The 18,029-nt window shown below is 39.0% G+C and carries 15 protein-coding genes; 4 read left to right on the forward strand and 11 right to left on the reverse strand.

Annotated features, from left to right (window positions below; translation table 11 throughout):
• Window positions 1-75: 75 nt before the first annotated feature.
• From CH362_RS02690 to CH362_RS02700, 3 genes are all read left to right on the forward strand, one after another.
• Complete coding sequence (locus CH362_RS02690; protein ID WP_100708793.1) at window positions 76-309, forward strand: ferredoxin; 234 nt, start codon at window positions 76-78, stop codon at window positions 307-309.
• A gap of 333 nt (window positions 310-642) precedes the next feature.
• Window positions 643-2,556, forward strand: coding sequence for a PAS domain-containing sensor histidine kinase (locus CH362_RS02695; RefSeq protein ID WP_100708794.1), 1,914 nt, complete (start codon window positions 643-645; stop codon window positions 2,554-2,556).
• Window positions 2,540-2,950 (forward strand): response regulator, encoded by a 411-nt coding sequence (locus CH362_RS02700; RefSeq protein WP_100708795.1) that lies wholly within the window; start codon window positions 2,540-2,542, stop codon window positions 2,948-2,950. Before CH362_RS02695 ends, CH362_RS02700 begins: the two co-directional genes overlap by 17 nt.
• Here CH362_RS02700 and CH362_RS02705 read toward each other — a convergent pair whose 3' ends face one another.
• From CH362_RS02705 to CH362_RS02735, 7 genes are all read right to left on the reverse strand, one after another.
• On the reverse strand, window positions 2,951-4,417 hold the full coding sequence (locus CH362_RS02705) for an NADP-dependent isocitrate dehydrogenase (protein ID WP_100708796.1): 1,467 nt from the start codon (window positions 4,415-4,417) through the stop codon (window positions 2,951-2,953).
• Between the two features lie 92 nt (window positions 4,418-4,509).
• Complete coding sequence (locus CH362_RS02710; protein ID WP_100708797.1) at window positions 4,510-5,706, reverse strand: molybdopterin molybdotransferase MoeA; 1,197 nt, start codon at window positions 5,704-5,706, stop codon at window positions 4,510-4,512.
• Entirely contained in the window at window positions 5,703-6,617 is a 915-nt protein-coding gene (gene moaCB, locus CH362_RS02715) for a bifunctional molybdenum cofactor biosynthesis protein MoaC/MoaB (protein ID WP_100708798.1), read from the reverse strand. Before moaCB ends, CH362_RS02710 begins: the two co-directional genes overlap by 4 nt.
• Before the next feature lie 67 nt (window positions 6,618-6,684).
• Window positions 6,685-7,455 (reverse strand): uroporphyrinogen-III C-methyltransferase, encoded by a 771-nt coding sequence (gene cobA, locus CH362_RS02720; protein WP_100708799.1) that lies wholly within the window; start codon window positions 7,453-7,455, stop codon window positions 6,685-6,687.
• 4 nt (window positions 7,456-7,459) lie between these two features.
• Window positions 7,460-7,825 carry a nitrite reductase small subunit NirD gene (nirD, locus tag CH362_RS02725; protein ID WP_100708800.1) on the reverse strand — a complete coding sequence of 122 codons (366 nt, stop codon included), beginning with the start codon at window positions 7,823-7,825 and terminating at the stop codon, window positions 7,460-7,462.
• A 9-nt stretch (window positions 7,826-7,834) separates the two neighbouring features.
• Entirely contained in the window at window positions 7,835-10,348 is a 2,514-nt protein-coding gene (gene nirB / locus CH362_RS02730) for a nitrite reductase large subunit NirB (RefSeq protein ID WP_100708801.1), read from the reverse strand.
• Window positions 10,349-10,383: 35 nt separating this feature from the next.
• Window positions 10,384-11,598, reverse strand: a complete 1,215-nt coding sequence (locus tag CH362_RS02735; RefSeq protein ID WP_100708802.1) for a nitrate/nitrite transporter — start codon at window positions 11,596-11,598, stop codon at window positions 10,384-10,386.
• A gap of 337 nt (window positions 11,599-11,935) precedes the next feature.
• Here CH362_RS02735 and CH362_RS02740 point away from each other — a divergent pair, with 337 nt between their 5' ends.
• A complete protein-coding gene (locus CH362_RS02740; RefSeq protein WP_100708803.1) occupies window positions 11,936-15,448 on the forward strand; it encodes a nitrate reductase in 3,513 nt (1,170 codons plus the stop codon).
• Between the two features lie 31 nt (window positions 15,449-15,479).
• On the opposite strand, the gene CH362_RS19215 is transcribed toward CH362_RS02740, so the two are convergent.
• The 4 genes from CH362_RS19215 to CH362_RS02755 all read right to left on the reverse strand — a co-directional run bounded on the left by CH362_RS19215 (window position 15,480) and on the right by CH362_RS02755 (window position 18,020).
• Window positions 15,480-15,656, reverse strand: coding sequence for a hypothetical protein (locus tag CH362_RS19215; protein WP_165780219.1), 177 nt, complete (start codon window positions 15,654-15,656; stop codon window positions 15,480-15,482).
• 243 nt (window positions 15,657-15,899) lie between these two features.
• The gene (locus tag CH362_RS02745; RefSeq protein ID WP_008593886.1) at window positions 15,900-16,313 is read right to left on the reverse strand and encodes a nucleoside-diphosphate kinase; all 414 of its coding nucleotides are present in this window, start codon (window positions 16,311-16,313) and stop codon (window positions 15,900-15,902) included.
• Between the two features lie 13 nt (window positions 16,314-16,326).
• Window positions 16,327-16,812 carry a pantetheine-phosphate adenylyltransferase gene (coaD, locus tag CH362_RS02750; protein WP_100708804.1) on the reverse strand — a complete coding sequence of 162 codons (486 nt, stop codon included), beginning with the start codon at window positions 16,810-16,812 and terminating at the stop codon, window positions 16,327-16,329.
• Complete coding sequence (locus CH362_RS02755; RefSeq protein WP_100708805.1) at window positions 16,809-18,020, reverse strand: argininosuccinate synthase; 1,212 nt, start codon at window positions 18,018-18,020, stop codon at window positions 16,809-16,811. Before CH362_RS02755 ends, coaD begins: the two co-directional genes overlap by 4 nt.
• Window positions 18,021-18,029: the final 9 nt, after the last annotated feature.

The raw sequence follows: 18,029 nt of genomic DNA on the forward strand, positions 1-18,029 counted from the left end.
TGTCAATCCTATCCTACCTGTTTCTATATAGAAAACCAACTTGACGTTCCAAACGTTCGATAATCCTTAGTATTCATGGCAGATAAGAATGACAAAGTTCCGGAAAACGTTCCGGGAAAATTCTATATTGATAATAGCTGTGTGCCTTGTAACGACTGCTTGGAAGAGGCTCCTCAACTTTTGAAATATACCGACGATGAGTCTAAGGTATATTTCCATAAACAGCCTGCCAGTCCGGAAGAAGCGGTTGCCGCTCGTAAAGCTATGGAAATCTGTCCAGTAGAAGCGATCGGAGACGACGGAGAATAATCAGGCCGAAGTTTTTCGGTCTTATCCAGATCGGAAAACTTCCCTTAATAAGCGAATTACGTTTTTTTAATTTACTTTTCCTCTTTTTAATTCTTCTAAAAGAGATAAAACCCACGCGAAAAATAGTTCTTTTTTCGGAACTGAACCCTCAAAAACAGACCACTCGTTCTAGGACAAAAGGTATAGTTCCGAGTGAAATTTGAAATCTTAGATCAGTTTATTTTGCGGAAATATATTCCTTACATTTTAGGATTTTGGGACTTTTTTATTCGCAATGTACTCGTATAAGTCGTCTTTTTATGTATTAGTTAATAGAGCAAGTTCTTGCAGTTTATGGAAGAAAGACTAGGTCAGGAAGGAATCAAATTGGATCAAAACCAAGATTTGTACCGGATCTTGATCGAAACAAGCCGAGAACTGATCTGCTTACATGACCCAGAAGGGATTTATCTTTATGTAAATCCTATCATCGAGACTCTTACTGGTTTTAAACCGGAAGAGATGTTAGGGCGTAATCCTTACGATTTTATTCATCCCGATGACAGAGAGCGTATCCTAAGAGATTCTCATAATCCTGCAAAAGAGGGAAGACCTACAGTCGCTTCCCAATATCGTTTTTTAAAAAAGAATGGTGACTACATTTGGTTCGAAACCTTAACTCAGCCATTACGAAATAAAGAAGGCAAAGTTACTCACTTAAATACTACTTCCAGAGATGTTACTGACCAAGTGCAACTAACGGAGAGTTTGCAGCAGGAAAAAAAATTCTCCTCCATCATGTCGGAACTTGCAAAGGTAGGGGCTTGGGAATCAAATATTGAAACAGGCCATTTGTATTGGTCTTCTGAAATTTATAAGATCTTGGAAAGAGATCCTTCTCTAGGAATTGATAGGGAAACTGTTTATCGAAAATATTCTTATGCAGAAGATATGGAAAAGTTAAGAGAGAATAACTTACGAGTCTACCAAAAAGGTGAGACTTATTCTGTAGAACATAGGATGGTAACAGAAACTGGAAGAGTAATTTGGGTTCGTACCCAAGGTAAGCCTGCATATTCTGAAGGAAGAATCGTAGGTGTATACGGTGCGATGCAAGACATCACTCTTTCTAAATTGGTAGAAGAAGAGATCCGCTTAAGTGAAAAAAAATTCTCGGAAGCATTTCATAGTTCCGGTAATGGGATCATTCTATTAGATAAGAACGGACACTTTTTAGAACTCAATCAATCCTTCGCTAAGATGATAGGATACGAACCTGACGAACTTCTTTTCAAATCTTTCCAAGATATTACTTATCCTGAGGACTTAAACGTAGGTGCAGAAGCATTTCGTAAAATTATCGATGGAGAAAGAAACGGCGCTCAATTCGCAAAAAGATACATCCACAGAAAAGGACATATAGTTTGGGTATTTATTACTGGAGTTGCAGTTCGAAAAGATTCTGGAGAACTGATGTTCATCGTTGCTCAGATCCAGGATATCTCTCGTAAACGGATCTTAGAAAATATCCTAAGGGAAAAAAATGCAAGGCTTAGATCAGTAGGCACTCATTTAAAAGAAAGGATCTCCCAACTAGAAGAATTTAACCAGATTGTGTCCCATAATATGAGATCTCCGATCGGTAACATCTCCACGCTAGTAAAGTTTTTAGAAGAAGCGGAAACGGAAGAAGAGAGAGTCGAATACATGGACTATCTCAAGACAACCTCTGACCAATTACTTACAACATTAAACGAAATCGTAGAAGTTATTAAAATAAGACAAAGTCCAAAGGTTGTTTCAGAAGAAATCTTATTCGAGTCGGTATTTTCTAGAGTAAAGGCCATGTTTTTAGGCCAAATATTGGAATGTGATGCAGAAATCATTGCGGATTTTTCCGAATCTCCTTCAATTGTCTACCCTCCGGTATATTTGGAGAGTATATTCTTAAACCTACTTTCTAATTCTTTGAAATATAGATGTGAATCCCCTCATCCGGTGATCCGATTTAGGACCTATTGGTCTCACGGAAATCACGTTTTGGAAGTGCAGGATAACGGTTTAGGAATTGACTTAAATAAACATGGGGATCAAATTTTTAAATTACACAAAAGATTTCACCGAAACACGGACGGAAGAGGTTTGGGTCTGTTTATGACCAAAAACCAAATCGAATCCTTGGGTGGAGAAATCCATGTGGAAAGTACTCCCGGACAGGGCACGAAATTTATAATTCATCTTTCTAAAGCAAATGAATTCGCTATCTAAAAAACAAAAACTTTTACTCGTAGATGATGATGCGATCTTTGTTGAGATCGCTAAAAGAACCATCGAAAAGACCGGCGCTGTCGAAAGTTTAAAAGTATTTCCGGATGGAGAAGGTGCTATTAGCTTTTTGAAAGAACACCAGAGCGAGCCTGATATCATTCCTGATTTTATCTTTTTGGATATCAACATGCCGTTTATGGATGGCTGGCAATTTTTAGATGAGTATGCAAACTTTGTGAATTCGCTTAGCAAAAAGCCTGAAATTTACATGGTTAGCTCTTCTGTAGATGATTCTGATCTAAGAAGAGCCAAAGAAATTCCATTAGTAAAAGATTATATAACTAAGCCTGTGTCCCTGGATTCGTTTAAAAGAATACTATCTAATCAACCTTAATTATTCTCCGCCACCTAAGGAAAATGCTCTTTTTCCTTGGAACTTATATAAATTATCCGTTTGGATACTGTCTAATCCAGCTTCTGAAATTCTAAGTAATAATTTTGCGATCTGTTCTGGTTGTATTTTTATAAAACCATCCCCTGATTCGCTATCTGGAGTTTCCGGATTTACGAATCTACATCTCCAATGATCTGTTAAAAAAGTTTCAGGAGCACCATTAGGATAAACTTTTACTCCTCTGTTGGTGATCATTCTGAGTTTTAAATCTCCAGAGACTGCACTTAGTTTTTTAGCGAGGTCCTCAGAAGTTCCAGGCTCCCAATCTAAAAATACATCCACGCCCACTAATTCTTTTTGAAGAGCTTTTCTTTTGTACTCTGGAATATGGATCGCCTTTGCTTTTCCGAAAGAGATTGGTTTGAATTTTTCTGGAAGATGACCAAGGTTTCCAATAACTGCTTCTCCGAATTCTTTAGTACCAACTTTGATACGACTTACTCCTGCTTTGTAAATATCTCCAGTATGAATTCCTTCTTCGATAGTGAGTAACCAAGCGTTTTGTATTTTAGCTGCGATATCAGGCTGTCCTAAGTGAACAAGCATCATCACTGCTGCATTAATAAGTCCACTTGGGTTTGCGATATTTTTTCCTGCGATGTCAGGAGCAGAACCGTGGATTGCTTCGAACATGGAGACAACTTCTCCAATATTTGCGGATCCTGCCATTCCAACTGATCCAGCTACTTGAGCGACTATATCAGATATGATATCTCCATATAAGTTTAATGTCACAACAACATCATAAACCTGAGGTCTTTCCGCTAAATGGGCCGCACCAATATCTATGATCTCACTTGCTGCTTCTAAATCAGGATATTCTTTTGCAATTTCTTTGAATATATCATGGAACAATCCATCGGACTGTTTCATGATATTGTCTTTTACCATTGCAGTTACTTTTTTTCTGCCATAAGCTTTAGCGTATTCAAAAGCATAACGTATGATCTTTTCTGATCCAGGTCTCGAGATCAGTTTTAAACATTGGACAGTGTCCGAAGTTTGTTTGTGTTCTATTCCAGTATAAAGATCTTCTTCATTTTCTCTTACGATGACTACATCTAATTTAGGATGTTTTGTATCTACATAAGGATAAAGTGAAATACAGGGTCTAACGTTAGCAAAAAGTCCTAAGGTGGTCCGAACGGTTACATTCAAACTTTTGTAGCCGCCTCCTTGAGGAGTAGTAATTGGAGCTTTAAAAAATACTTTTGTGTCGCGGAGAATGTCCCAAGACGCAGGTTCAATTCCTGCGCTATGGCCTTTTTTATAGACTTGTTCTCCGATATCTATAAAGACCGGTTCGATGCTCGCACCCGCCGCTTCTAAGACTTTAAGAGTGGCGTCCATAATTTCCGGACCGATCCCATCTCCCTTAGCAACAGCGATTTTTTTCTTCGAGCTCATACTGACCCTCCGATGTAGGAGTTCCTACAAAATGTTTTTGAGATAATTTACAGTCTTATTTCAATCGATGAGCTACCCTGCGTCAATCTGGATTAGGCCCAAGGATAGAATTCCAACAAATCTCCCTCATGCAGATTTTCCGTTTCGGAAAATTGGACTCCTAGTCCGTCCGAAAAAATTCCAGCTCGAATATCTCCGCTTCCGTTAAACTTCTTTTCAGATAAAAAGGTTTGGACTTTGGTCTCATAAGAAACCGGGAAGAACTCGGTCAGTTTGTTTTTCTTTTTTCTTTCTCCAGCAAAAGGCAGATAGATAGGTTTCTCTAAAGAAAGTCCTAAAAATTTTCGTATATATGCTTCTACAAAAATCCGGAAACAAACCTGGACACTGAACGGATTCCCAGGTAGACCAAAGACTGCCTGCTCATTCTTCTTACCAAACCATATTGGTTTTCCAGGTTTGATCTTTACTTTATGAAAAACTTCCTTCACTCCGGAAGTTTCTAGAATTTTCGGGACTAGGTCTAGGTTTCCCATGGAAACTCCACCTGAGAGAATGAGAAGATCAGAATCTAAACCTTCTTTTACTGCTTTTTCTAAAAGGATTGGATCGTCCCCCACACGAGTAACAGACAACGGAGTTATACCATATTTTTGTAATAAAGATCTGATAGAATATGAATTAGAATCTCTGATCTGCCAAGGTTTTGGAATTTCTCCAGGGCCTACGATTTCGTTTCCAGTAGAGATTACTCTCACTCTAGGAAGTTTAGAAGTTTGAATGGAATATTTTCCTAAAGAAGAAAGTAAAGAAAGAACAGGAGCACTGATCAATATTCCTTCGTTTAAGATTTCTTGATCTATTTTTAGGTCTTCTCCTTTGATTGCTATATTGGAGAAGGAGCTGGATTTTTCAGTTTTAAAGCGGACCTGCTTCTTTCCATTAGAAATTCCTAAATCTTCGGAATCTTCTATCTTAATAACTAGATCGAAACCTTCTGGAACAGGGGCGCCTGTCATTATGCGGATGGCTTCTTCTCCGCTTTCTAATTGGAAAGATTCTCCAGCATGTAATTCTCTTGTATAAGAATAAATTCGATCTTCTGAAAAACCTTCTGACTTTAAAGCAAATCCATCCATGGTTGCTCTATGAAAAGGAGGATAATCTCTATCCGCGTAGATCTTTTCTCTTAATACTTTACCAAGAGAATTTTCCAAGTTTGTATTTTCAGGAGAAGATTCACTAGCAGAAGATTCTACGAGTCTGAGTGCCTCTTGGACGGAGATCAATGTCCTTCTCCTCTCATCATTTTTTTTGCATGGAATACTGCGGGAAGAATTGCTTGTAAACTTTCAGTAGCACCATTCGTACTTCCCGGAACGGACACTATTAGTGTTTTGCCAATTCTGCCTGCGATGGATCTAGATAACATTGCAAATGGAGTTCTGTCTTGTCCGAAAGATCTCATTGCTTCTGCAATTCCAGGAATTTCCTGCTCTAAAATTTCTTTTATTGCTTCAGGAGTATTATCTCTGGGCCCAAGTCCCGTTCCACCAGTGGTAACGATAAGATCTAAGCCTAGTTTAGACCATTCTAATATTGTATTTCGTATTTGTTCAGGCTCATCAGGAAGAATTTCTGATTTAACAGTTTCTACATCATGTTCCTTTAATAGATTTAAAATAGCTTTTCCGGAACCATCTTCTCTTTTTCCTTGGAAAGTGGAATCAGAACAAACCAGAATGCCAGCTTTGGAGCCTGCTGCAAATTTTGTGATCTGTGAATCCGTTTTTCCACCCTTCTTTTCTAAAAGGCGAATAGAAGAAATTTCTAATTCTTTATCTATAGGTTTTAGTAAATCATAAATCACTAATGAAGCTACGCTTACACCTGTCAGAGCTTCCATCTCTATGCCCGTTTTTCCGATGGATTTGGCAGTGGTTAAAATGCGGACAGCGTTTTTGTCGGAAATAACTTCGAATTCAATTTGGAAAGAATCTATGGAAACAGGATGACAATGAGGTATTAGTTCAGAAGTCTTTTTAGAACCAAGAAGTGCGGCTGCCTTTGCCACTCCGAAAAGATCTCCCTTGGGAAGAGTATTTTCTTTGATCCTAATTATGGTTTCCGGTTTGCAGAATACAAAACCTTCTGCTTGGGCAGTTCTAAGAGTTGTCTTCTTTCCGGTAATATCGTTCATGCTTCCTCTTAGCGGGAATCCGCAGGAATCAATATAATTCCGCTAAGGAAAACTGCGAGTAGTTTTCCTAACAGTAGGAGATCTTACCTTCTTCTTTTAACCGTTGCAGCTCGGTGTAGAAATTTACGATTTCCCCGAAGATCAACAACGCGGGAGTCTTGATCTGGAATTCTTCTGCCTTTTCCAAACAGGTATCTATATTCGCTAAGATCAATCTTTGGTTGGGAAGAGTGGCATTTTCTATGAACGCCATAGGAGTGGAGCCAGAGTTTCCGGATTCTAATAAATTCTCCCGAATACTTTCCAAACTATTCAGCCCCATATAAACCAAAACGGTTTTACCTTCCAAGTTTAGGTCTTCGAAACTTTCTGGATTTTTACCGGTCTTTTTATGTCCGGATAAAAAAAGTATCTCTCTCGCGTATTCTCTATGAGTGAGTGGAATTCCTAAACTGGAGGCTGCTCCGGAAGCAGTTGTGACTCCAGCTAAAATTTCACATTCAATTCCTAAAGAAGCGAGATGTTCTATTTCTTCTCCAGCTCTTCCGTAAATAGAAGGATCGCCACCTTTCAAACGAACTATATTAGAATATTGTTTAGCATATTCTCCTAATTTTTGATTAATCTCTGTTTGAAGGCAGCTATGTTGTCCGATCCTTTTTCCTACGTATTCCAAGACTGCAGACTTTTTACAGTATTTTAAAACTCCTGCAGAAACAAGATCATCGTATAGAACTACATCTGCTTTTCTTAATAGTTTTACTGCTCGAACAGTGAGAAGGTCCGGATTTCCTGGACCAGCACCTACTAGATATACTTTTCCTGCGGCAGAATTCATGATCTCAACCCTGAGTTCCTGGACTTTCGATCCCGATATAAACTGTCCCGTCCTCGATATGAACAGGAAATGTTTTTATAGAATATTCTTCTCCGCTGATACAAGCACCGGTTCTAAGAGAGAAAGATTTTTTATGCATTGGGCATGCAACCTTAGGTTCTCCTTGAGAATCACCAATCATTCCTCTTGCTAAAACCATGTCTCCTGTATGAGGACATTTGTTCTCGCATGCAAACCATTCGTTTCTAGAACTGAAATGAAAGATCGCGATTTGTTCTCCGTAAACTTTAGCGCAGACTCCTCCGTCTTCCGGAAATTCACTAACTGTACTAACGGGTATCCAAACAGGTTCTTTTGTAGTTGTATTCATTTTTATCTCCTAGTTCGAAACCAATTCTTTTTTAGGCCAGTCTACTGGACGTTTTTGTCCTCTTTCTTCGATGAAACGAACTGTAGGATCTGAATCTTCGCTGTTTATGAAATGTTTATATTTCTTTTGTTTTTCAGGGTCATCTACTACGTCTTTCCATTCGCATACATAGGTCCCAACAAGATTGTCCATTTCTTCTTCTAACATTTTGTTGATACCAAGTCTGTCATTGATGATCACATCTTTCAGATATTCTATTCCACCCTCTAATTGTTCTAGCCAGGCAGAAGTTCTTACGAGTTTATCCGCAGTTCTGATATAAAACATCATGAACCTGTCTATGTATTTAACGCAGGTTTCTTCATCCAAATCAGCTGCGAGAAGGATTGCATGTTTAGGATTCACTCCTCCGTTTCCGCCAACATAAAGGTTCCAACCTTTTTCAGTAGCGATAATACCGAAGTCTTTACCTCTTGCTTCCGCACATTCTCTGATACAACCTGACACTGCTGATTTTAATTTATGAGGCGCTCTGATCCCTCTATATCGTTCTTCGATACGAATTGCGAATGCAGTACTGTCTTGCACTCCATATCTACACCAAGTAGAACCCACACAACTTTTAACGGTTCGCATCGCTTTACCGTAAGCGTGTCCACTTTCGAAACCTTCTTCTACTAGATCTTTCCAGATATCGGGAAGTTGATCCATTCTTGCACCAAGTAGATCTATTCTTTGACCCCCGGTGACCTTGCAGTAAAGATCGTACTTCTTCGCGATCTGACCGATCACGATCAATTTATCCGGAGTAATTTCTCCACCAGGAATGCGAGGAACAACGGAGTAAGTTCCACCTCTTTGGATGTTTGCAAGATACTTATCATTAGTATCTTGGATCTCTCTATACTTTTGGATTGGTTCGTTGTAAATACTTGCGATGATAGAAGCTACAGTAGGTTTACAAGACTCGCAACCATTTCCCATTCCATGAGTGCGGATCATCTCTTCGAAAGTTCGGATACCTTTTACCTTTGCGATCTGAAATAGCTCTTGCCTGGAATATTTAAAATGTTCGCATACATGTTCAGTAACCACTTTACCTTGAGCACGAAGTTCTTCCTTCAAGATTGAATTCATCTGAGGGATACAGCCACCACAACCAGTTCCAGACTTAGTACATTCTTTTAATCCTTTAAGATCAGAACAAGCACCCGAACGGATCACACCTAAAAGATCTCCCTTAGAAACGTTATTGCAAGAACAGATCTTTGCATCATCGGGAAGAGATCCTAATGCAGAACCTTCTTCTGATGGAGTTCCTACGATTAAGGATTCTGGCTCGGCAGGAAGTTCTACGTTATTCAAGTAAAGAGTGAGAAGGTTAGAATATGCATCTGCATCTCCTACCAGAATTCCTCCTTTTAGCTTTTTACCGTCTTGAGAAAGAACTAATTTTTTATACACGCCTGTGCGTGGATTTGTATAAGCAATTGGAAGGTGTTCAGTTTGACCTAAAGCATCTCCGAAAGACGCAACATCTACTCCGATCAGTTTCAGTTTTGTTGAAAGGTCTGAGCCCGCATAAGATTTTGTTTTTTGTCCAGGGCTACAAAGATTATAAGCGAGAGTCTCAGCCATCTCATAACCTGGAGCTACAAGTCCGTAGATCATTCCTTTATGAAGTGCTACTTCCCCGATTGCATAAACTCCGTAGACATTAGTTCTTAATTCGTCGTCTACGATGATCCCACCTCTTTGTCCGACTTCTATTCCAGAATTTTTTGCCAGTTCATCTCTGGGCCGGATACCAGCGGATACGATCAACATCTCTACATCTAAAACAGAACCATCTACAAATTCTAACCCTTGAAAGTTAGTTTCACCTAATGCTTGTTTGGTTTCTCTATTTAAATGAATACGAACCCCTAAAGATTCAATTTTGGATTTTAGAACGGAAGAAGCTGCCTCATCCAATTGTCTAGGCATCAAACGTGATGCGAATTCAACTACATGGCTTTCTTTTCCCATGTCTAATACTGCCTTAGCTGCTTCTAAACCTAATAAACCACCACCAAGTACCGCTACTTTGGAAACTTGTTTAGCATAAGACATGATCTTTTCTAGATCTTCAATAGTGCGATAAACGAAAACTCCCTGTTTATCTACACCTTCGAAATTCGGAACGAAAGCAGAAGAGCCAGTAGCAAGAACTAATTCATCAAAAGGTAATTCAGTTCCTGCAGAAGTGATTACTTTTCTAGAAACTGTATCCACAGAGATCGCTGGCTCAGAGAGTAGTAAGCGGATCCCATTGGTTCTGTACCAATCAGAAGGAGAAAGATAAAGAGAATCAGCGGATCTATTTGTGAAATATTCGGAAAGATGAACACGATCGTAAGCTCTTCTAGGTTCTTCTCCTAAAATTGTTACTTCAAATTTTTCTGTTCCACCGTACTCAGCGACTTTTTCGGCGAATCTATGGCCCACCATTCCATTTCCTAGAATTACTAACTTCCGTTTCATTTTTATCTATCTCCTTTCCCTTTTAAGGAGCCGGCTTAAGCCGACTCCAATTCTAAGGATTCGTTTTTTCTATTTCTTTCCCAAACATAAGTATTCATCATGAACAGAAGGAAGGCGGATAACGCAACTACCACCGACAATACTACGAATCCAACAGAGAAGCTCCCAGAAATCGCTTTCAAACTTCCTAATAGATTCGGAACGAAAAATCCTCCCAAACCACCGAATGCTCCTATAAAACCTGTGATGATCCCGATCTCCTTGCTGAATCTAAGTGGAACGAGTTGGAATACTGAACCATTTCCTAAACCTAAGAAGATCATTAAAGTGATGAAGGTAGGAAGTATGATATCTACAGAAGGTAACCAAGAGACTGCAATCAAACAAGAAGCAACTCCAGCGAATACTCCAAGTAGAACGGTAACTCCGCCAAATTTGTCCGAAAGATATCCGCCGATAGGGCGAACCAAACTTGCACCCAAGATACAATAAGAAGTATAAAATCCTGTAGTGACCTTATCCACACCGTACTGGTCATGAAAAAAGATAGGAAGGAAGCTTGCGATACCTACGAATCCACCGAACGTTACGCTATACAGCAAACAAAAGAATAAAGCGTCTCTGGATTTGATCGGTACCAAATATTGTTTTATAGGTTTTTTAGAAATTGTTCCAGGACAATCTTTTGCAAAGATTAAGAAGAATAAGAAAGTAAAAGCTAAAGGAATAAGGGCGATACCAAAAACAGAATGCCATCCGAAGTTTCTTGCAAGATCAGGAGCAAAGAATGTAGCGATCACTGATCCACTGTTCCCAGCCCCTGCAATTCCCATTACTAAGCCTTGGTGCTCTTTAGGATACCATCTGCTAGCTAAAGGAAGAGCAACTGCAAAGCTTGCTCCTGCAGTTCCTAATAGTAAACCAACAAGGATCACTTCAGAAAGAGTATGAGCGAATTTCCAACCCAACAACAGAGTGAGCATTGTGACGCCCATTCCGCAAAGACCAACGATCTTTGATCCGTAACGATCGGAAAGTAATCCCATTGGGATCCTTAATAGTGTTCCTCCTAATAAAGGGACAGAAACCAACATACCCTTTTGAGCAGGGCCTAATTTGAATTCTTCTGAAATAAAGACGCCTAAAGCGGCAAGGAGCATCCATACCATGAAGCTGAAGTCAAAGTATAGAAAGGAGCTCACGAGCGATGGAAAGTGACCTATAGATAGAAATTCACGAAATTTTTTCATTTAAAGCTCTCCGTTAACGAGCAGAAACGCTCACATATGCTTTTAGCAAAAGTCGTGCCAAATTATTGGAAGAGTTTTTGAAAAATATTATATTAAGATATAATCATACAAAAATTTAAATAAAGGCCTCCTTCTTCGACCTCACCTTAAAATCCTCATAGTATCGAATCAAAGAATAGAGGACAGAATTCCTAGAATTTACGCATATATCGTACAACATGCTTAATTAAAATACTCACAATTCAAAATAGCCTATTTTCTATTCGTAAATACTGCAAGATTAGATGAGTTGAACATAAAATTTACAAGTTGGCATAAAAATTGCTAATAATCGTTTGTGAATACAGAAAATGGATTTCGAAGCACCTGTTCTTACTGCGGAGTCGGATGTGGTGTATTAATTCAAAAAGAAAGCGAGACCAGTTTTACAGTCCAAGGAGATCCGGATCATCCTGCAAATAAAGGAATGCTCTGTTCCAAAGGGATGAATTTGCATCACACTGTTTTGGATAAAAGCGATAGGCTTTTATATCCAATGGCAAGAAATCCTAAAACAGGAGAATTGCAAAAGACAGATTGGGATTCTGCGTTAGGGGAGATCGCTTCTCGTTTTAAAAATTTAATTAAAGAATACGGACCTGATTCGGTAGGATTCTATGTTTCCGGACAATTATTAACGGAAGAATATTATGTGGTGAACAAACTCACCAAAGGTTTTTTAAATACAAATAATATAGATACAAACTCCAGACTCTGTATGAGTTCCGCCGTTGTAGGTTATAAGATGTCCTTGGGTGAGGACAGTGTTCCTATTTCATATGATGATATTGAAATTGCAGATTGTTTTTTGATTGCCGGAGCCAACCCAGCCTGGTGTCACCCGATTCTTTTTAGAAGGATAGAAGCCAGAAAAAATTCAAACCCAAACGTTAAGATCATCGTGGTCGATCCTAGAAAAACTGAAAGTTGTGAGAATGCGGACTTACATCTTCAGATTATACCTGGAACTGATATATTATTATTCAACGCAATTGCAAGAAGTCTTATAGAGACAAATTCCTTAGATCCTAATTTTATCAAATCGCATACAGAAGGTTTCGAAGAGCTGAAAGAAAAAGTATTTTCTATCAGTATGGAAGAATATGCGGACTCTTGCGGAGTTCCAAAAGACTCCATTAGAGAAGCAGCAAACCTGATCTCAAATTCAAAAGGATTTTTAACTCTTTGGGCGATGGGCCTGAACCAAAGTGTTGTAGGGGTAAATAAAAACTTAGCATTAATTAATTTGAATCTGATTACAGGTAAAATCGGTAAGCCGGGATCAGGTCCATTCTCTTTAACGGGGCAACCGAATGCCATGGGTGGAAGAGAAGTAGGCGGATTATGTAATCTTCTTCCTGCGCATAGAAATCTTGCAGATGAAAATCATAGAAAGGAAGTAGCAGATTTTTGGGGAGTGGAATCTATTCGGGACAAGCCTGGCTATTCTGCTACAGAGATGTTTGAAAATCTCAAAAACGGAAAGATGAAAGCTATATGGATTGTATGTACAAATCCAACGGTAAGTCTTCCGGATGCAAGGACAGTAGAGGCTGGACTTAGAAATGCAGAGTTAGTAGTTGTCCAAGATATTTCAAATAATCATGAGTCCATTCCATTTGCTAATTACGTTCTTCCTGCTGCAGGTTGGACAGAGAAACAAGGAACCATGACAAACTCAGATAGGAGAATAACGTATCTACCTAAAATTTTCAATCCTCCTGGAGATGCAAAGGCGGATACTTGGATACTAACAGAGTTTGCGGAGAAGATGGGATTTGGTCCTTCTTTCAATTATAAAAATGAAGAAGAAGTTTTTCTAGAACATTGTCTTCTTACTAAGGGTACAAATCTGGATATTGGGGGTTTGGATTATTCTATTTTACAAGAAAGAAGATCAGTGCAATGGCCTTTTCCTTCCAAGGATCACGAAGGAACCCCAAGATTATTTTCTGACGGAAAGTTTTATCGTCCTGGTGGAAAAGCAAAAATACATTCGGTGGAACCAGAAGATAGTTCAGAAAAAACAACTGAGAACTTTCCATTAATTCTTACCACGGGAAGGATCAGAGACCAATGGCATACAATGACTCGTACCGGGAAGGTACGAAAACTTAAAGAGCATAAGAAGGAACCATATTTAGAAATCCACCCGATTGATGCAAAAGAAAGAGAGATTATAGAATCCCAAATCGTAGAAGTTAAAAATGAAAGAGGAAGTGTTCGAGTCAGAGCTACGATCACTGAAAGTATCCGACAAGGGACTGTATTTTTACCTATGCATTGGGGAAGAAAGAATGGAAATGATGAAGCTAGAGCGAATAATCTTACTAGTTCTAAGTTTGATCCATTCTCTAAACAACCCGGTTTTAAAATTTCAGCAGTAGAAGTTCTTCCATACAAAAAACCTAAGGAAAAAATTCTGATAATAGGTGGTGGTAACGGAACTCTTGCTTTCCTCAGAAAATTTAGAGCGATCTCTCCAGCTGATGAGATCACTGTTTTATGCAAGGAAGAACATCCATTTTATAATCGTATTCTATTACCTGATCTGATCAGCGGCGATAAACAATTTTCTCAATTATCTGCAGTTAGCGAAGAAGAGATAGGATCTTGGAATATAGAAGTTAAATCATCTATTTCTGTTTCAGAGATACTTCCAGAAGGGAAGAAGGTTAGAGATTCCCAAGGTAATTTATATTCTTATAATAAACTGATTATTGCAACCGGAAGCAGGCCTTCTATCCCTAAATATATTCCAGAGAAGATGTTGGGGATTTTCAGCCTTCGTTCCAAAAACGATGCGGATCGGATCAAAGGATTTTTTGTTCCAAATACTCATGCTTTGATTGTAGGCGGAGGTTTACTTGGGCTAGAGCTTGCTGCTGCATTAAGATCTCTGCATGTAAATGTGACAGTTCTCGTAAGGACAGATCGATTGATGTCCAAACAATTGGATGAGATCTCTGGAGAAATTTTAAGAAAGGAAGTAGAAGCAAGAGGAATTCAGATCTTATTCGATACTGAAATTTCTAAAGTATATGGAACAGAAAGACTGGAAAGTGTTAAGTTCAGAGATGGTTCCAGTATTCGTCCGGATGGTATCGTGTTTGCCGTAGGTACAGTCCCTAATCTGGAATTAGCAAAAGAAGCGGGAATCAATTGTAAGTCTGGAATTTTAGTGAACGACTTCTTACAATCTAGTGATCCGGATATTTACGCAATAGGAGAAGTCGCTGAACATTCTACCGGAATGTACGGAACTGTTGCTGCTACAGAAGAGCAGGCTGAGTTTGCAGCTTGGCATATGTATGGATATAAGATTGGTTCTTACTCAGGATCGATGCATTCGAATCTGCTTAAAATACCTGGTTTAGAATTGGTCTCTTTGAGATTGCCAGATGTTCCAATGGATGAGGTAGGTCCTGAATATGAAGAGATTGTATTCTTCGATAAAAGAAAGGGACGTTATAAAAAATGTATTATCAAGGGAGATCGTTTAGTAGGAGCGATCTTAGTTGGAGACAAGTCTGAGTTTTCAGAATTCAAGGCGATGATCTCTTCCGGTATTGAGCTAGGAGATAAGAGAGATAGGCTTTTGACCGGATCTTCTCCGCTTAAACCTCCAATAGGTGCGTTGGTCTGTTCTTGTAATGGAGTAGGAAAAGGTAATATAGAAGAAGAGATACGAAATGGTGTCTGTGATCTTAAAACTATATCTGAAAAGACAGGAGCAGGAACAGGTTGCGGAAGCTGTAAGCCTGAGATAATGAAAATTTTAAGAGAGTCCGGAGCAGTTGCCACGGCTTAAAGAACTTTCGAAAGATAGAAGAAGGATTAGATTACTCAATATCCAGATCTATATCGGGTTTTTCCGCTATAAAATCGTCTTGGGAGTAGATCACTTCCAAAACATCGTCCATCCAATCAGGGGAGCCGTCGAACAAAGTGTCCTTTGTTCTATATTTTTCTATGATACGGCTATGCTTAATGATCTGCTCTTTGGTCACTGCGTTCATATTATTAGCTTCGGTCGAAACGGTGGTTATATTTCGCCTACGTTGGAAAAATAGAGAAAGATATTTCCAAAAAGTACAAGAAAAATTTGTTATAATCCTGAATTTTTTCTCCGACAAGAACGTCGATCAAGAAGGCTCTTTATATAGAACGAATGTTAGGTTGTTGTATATTAGAAGATAATAATAAAAAACCCGGTGGTCTTTTTAGGGACACCGGGTCTATAAAAGAAAGGATCGGTTCTATTAGAACAGTTCGTTTCCTTTGAAGAAGAAGCTGATCTCTAATGCAGCGTTATCATCTGAGTCAGAACCGTGCACAGCGTTTGCTTCTTTGCTCTCTGCAAATAGAGCTCTGATAGTGCCTGCAGCAGCTTCTTTAGGATCTGTAGCTCCAATTACATCTCTCCAGTGTTGAACTGCATTATCTCTTTCTAAAGCAGCAGCAACGATTGGTCCGGAAGACATATAGCTGCAAAGATCGTTATAGAAAGGACGAGCAGAATGCACTTTGTAGAATTGTTTTGCGTCTTCTAAAGAAAGTTTAAGATATTTAAGTCCTAAAATTTTGAATCCTTCTTTTTCGATTCTTTGTAGGATATCGCCGACATGTTTGTTTTTCACTCCGTCGGGTTTGATCATGATAAATGTTCTAGCCATTTTTATTCCTTAGTTACTTGTTGTATAATTTTTTAAGTAATGCTTTGCTAACGTGCTCCGGCACTTGAGCGGATACATCTCTTCCATGCCTTGCAACTTCTTTTACGATTGTAGAAGATACGAAAGAATAGTCGTTCGAGGACATTAGGAAGATCGATTCTATGTCAGGAGCAAGTTTCCTGTTCATTAGAGAAATCGCATATTCGTAATCAAAGTCAGTGACTGCTCTTAGTCCTCTGATGATACTTTTAGCTCCTCTCTTTTTACAATAATCTACAGTCAGTCCTTCGAAAGTATCTATCTCCAGATTTTCCCAACCTTTGGTTGCTTCTCTGATGAATTCTATTCTTTCTTCGATTGAAAAAAGAAAACTTTTATTGGAGTTTACCGCGACACCTATGATTACTTTATCAAATAGACCTATGGACCTATGGAGAATGTCCAAATGCCCTCTAGTTAAAGGATCGAAGGAGCCAGGATAAACAGCAATTCTTGTCATTTTTTTCTCAGCCTTGCAGCTTCTTTTGCAGGAAGTCCATATAGGTTAATAAAACCTTCGGCATCCTTTTGGTTATACAGTTCTTCTTTTTCGAAAGTTGCCATCTCAGGATTATAAAGTGAAACGGAGGATTTTCTTCCTACGATTATGCAGTTTCCTTTATATAGTTTCACTTTTACAGTTCCAGTTACGAATCTTTGGGTTTCGGAGATGAATGCTCTGACTGCGGCCATTCTGGAAGAGAACCAATGTCCGTTATAGATTAACTCAGCAAATTCTGAAGATAATTTATCTTTATGATGTTGTGTATCTCTATCGATTGTAATGGATTCCAAGTCCCTATGTGCATGGAATAGAATTGTTCCGCCTGGAGTTTCGTATACTCCTCTGGATTTAATTCCTACGAGTCTGTTTTCTACTATATCCACTCTTCCAATTCCGTGTTTTCCACCGATTGTATTTAGAGTGTCCACCACTTCGTAAGGATCCATTTTTTTACCGTTCACTGCTACACAATTTCCCTCAACAAAGTCGAGTTCTACGTATTCTGCGGAATCAGGCGCCTTCTCCGGAGAAACAGTAAGAAGGAACATATCCTCATTCGGTTCTCTATAAGGATCTTCTAATATTCCACCTTCGTAAGAAATATGCATTAGGTTCCTGTCCATAGAATATGGTTTGGAAGCTGTTACCGGTACTGGGATACCTTTTGATTTTGCGTATTCTATTAGGTCGGCTCTTCCTCCGAAGGACCAGGTCCTCCAAGGAGCTATAATTTCTTTTTCAGGAGCTAAGGATTTGAAAGCTAATTCGAAACGAACTTGGTCGTTTCCTTTTCCTGTTGCGCCGTGAGCGAAAGCATCTGCTCCTTCTTTCTTACCAACTTCTGCCATTGCTTTTGCGATTAATGGGCGCGCTAAGGAAGTTCCGAGTAAGTATCTCATCTCATAGATCGCGTTTCCTTGGATTGCAGGATAGATAAAGTCCCTTGCGAATTCTAAACGAAGATCTTCTATATAAACTTTGGAGGCTCCGGTCTTGATACCTTTTTCTTCCAGGCCTGTGAGCTCTTCTTTTTGGCCTACATCAGCGGTAAATGCTACCACTTCACAACCGTAGGTTTCCTTAAGCCAGGTAAGAATTACGGATGTGTCCAATCCGCCTGAATATGCTAATACGATTTTCTTTATGTTCTTTTGAGCCGCCATTCTAAGGAT

This window comes from Leptospira saintgironsiae (assembly GCF_002811765.1).
In the GTDB taxonomy this organism is placed as follows: Bacteria; Spirochaetota; Leptospiria; order Leptospirales; family Leptospiraceae; genus Leptospira_B; species Leptospira_B saintgironsiae.

Bases quoted from the DNA above. Each gene is read 5' to 3' on its own strand.
- CH362_RS02700 (WP_100708795.1), top strand. From the start codon at position 2,540: ATGAATTCGCTATCTAAAAAACAAAAACTTTTACTCGTAGATGATGAT.
- CH362_RS02705 (WP_100708796.1), bottom strand. From the start codon at position 4,417: ATGAGCTCGAAGAAAAAAATCGCTGTTGCTAAGGGAGATGGGATCGGT.
- CH362_RS02690 (WP_100708793.1), top strand. From the start codon at position 76: ATGGCAGATAAGAATGACAAAGTTCCGGAAAACGTTCCGGGAAAATTC.
- nirD (WP_100708800.1), bottom strand. From the start codon at position 7,825: ATGAATACAACTACAAAAGAACCTGTTTGGATACCCGTTAGTACAGTT.
- CH362_RS19215 (WP_165780219.1), bottom strand. From the start codon at position 15,656: ATGAACGCAGTGACCAAAGAGCAGATCATTAAGCATAGCCGTATCATA.
- nirB (WP_100708801.1), bottom strand. From the start codon at position 10,348: ATGAAACGGAAGTTAGTAATTCTAGGAAATGGAATGGTGGGCCATAGA.
- CH362_RS02695 (WP_100708794.1), top strand. From the start codon at position 643: ATGGAAGAAAGACTAGGTCAGGAAGGAATCAAATTGGATCAAAACCAA.
- CH362_RS02755 (WP_100708805.1), bottom strand. From the start codon at position 18,020: ATGGCGGCTCAAAAGAACATAAAGAAAATCGTATTAGCATATTCAGGC.
- CH362_RS02745 (WP_008593886.1), bottom strand. From the start codon at position 16,313: ATGGCTAGAACATTTATCATGATCAAACCCGACGGAGTGAAAAACAAA.
- coaD (WP_100708804.1), bottom strand. From the start codon at position 16,812: ATGACAAGAATTGCTGTTTATCCTGGCTCCTTCGATCCTTTAACTAGA.
- cobA (WP_100708799.1), bottom strand. From the start codon at position 7,455: ATGAATTCTGCCGCAGGAAAAGTATATCTAGTAGGTGCTGGTCCAGGA.
- moaCB (WP_100708798.1), bottom strand. From the start codon at position 6,617: ATGAACGATATTACCGGAAAGAAGACAACTCTTAGAACTGCCCAAGCA.
- CH362_RS02735 (WP_100708802.1), bottom strand. From the start codon at position 11,598: ATGAAAAAATTTCGTGAATTTCTATCTATAGGTCACTTTCCATCGCTC.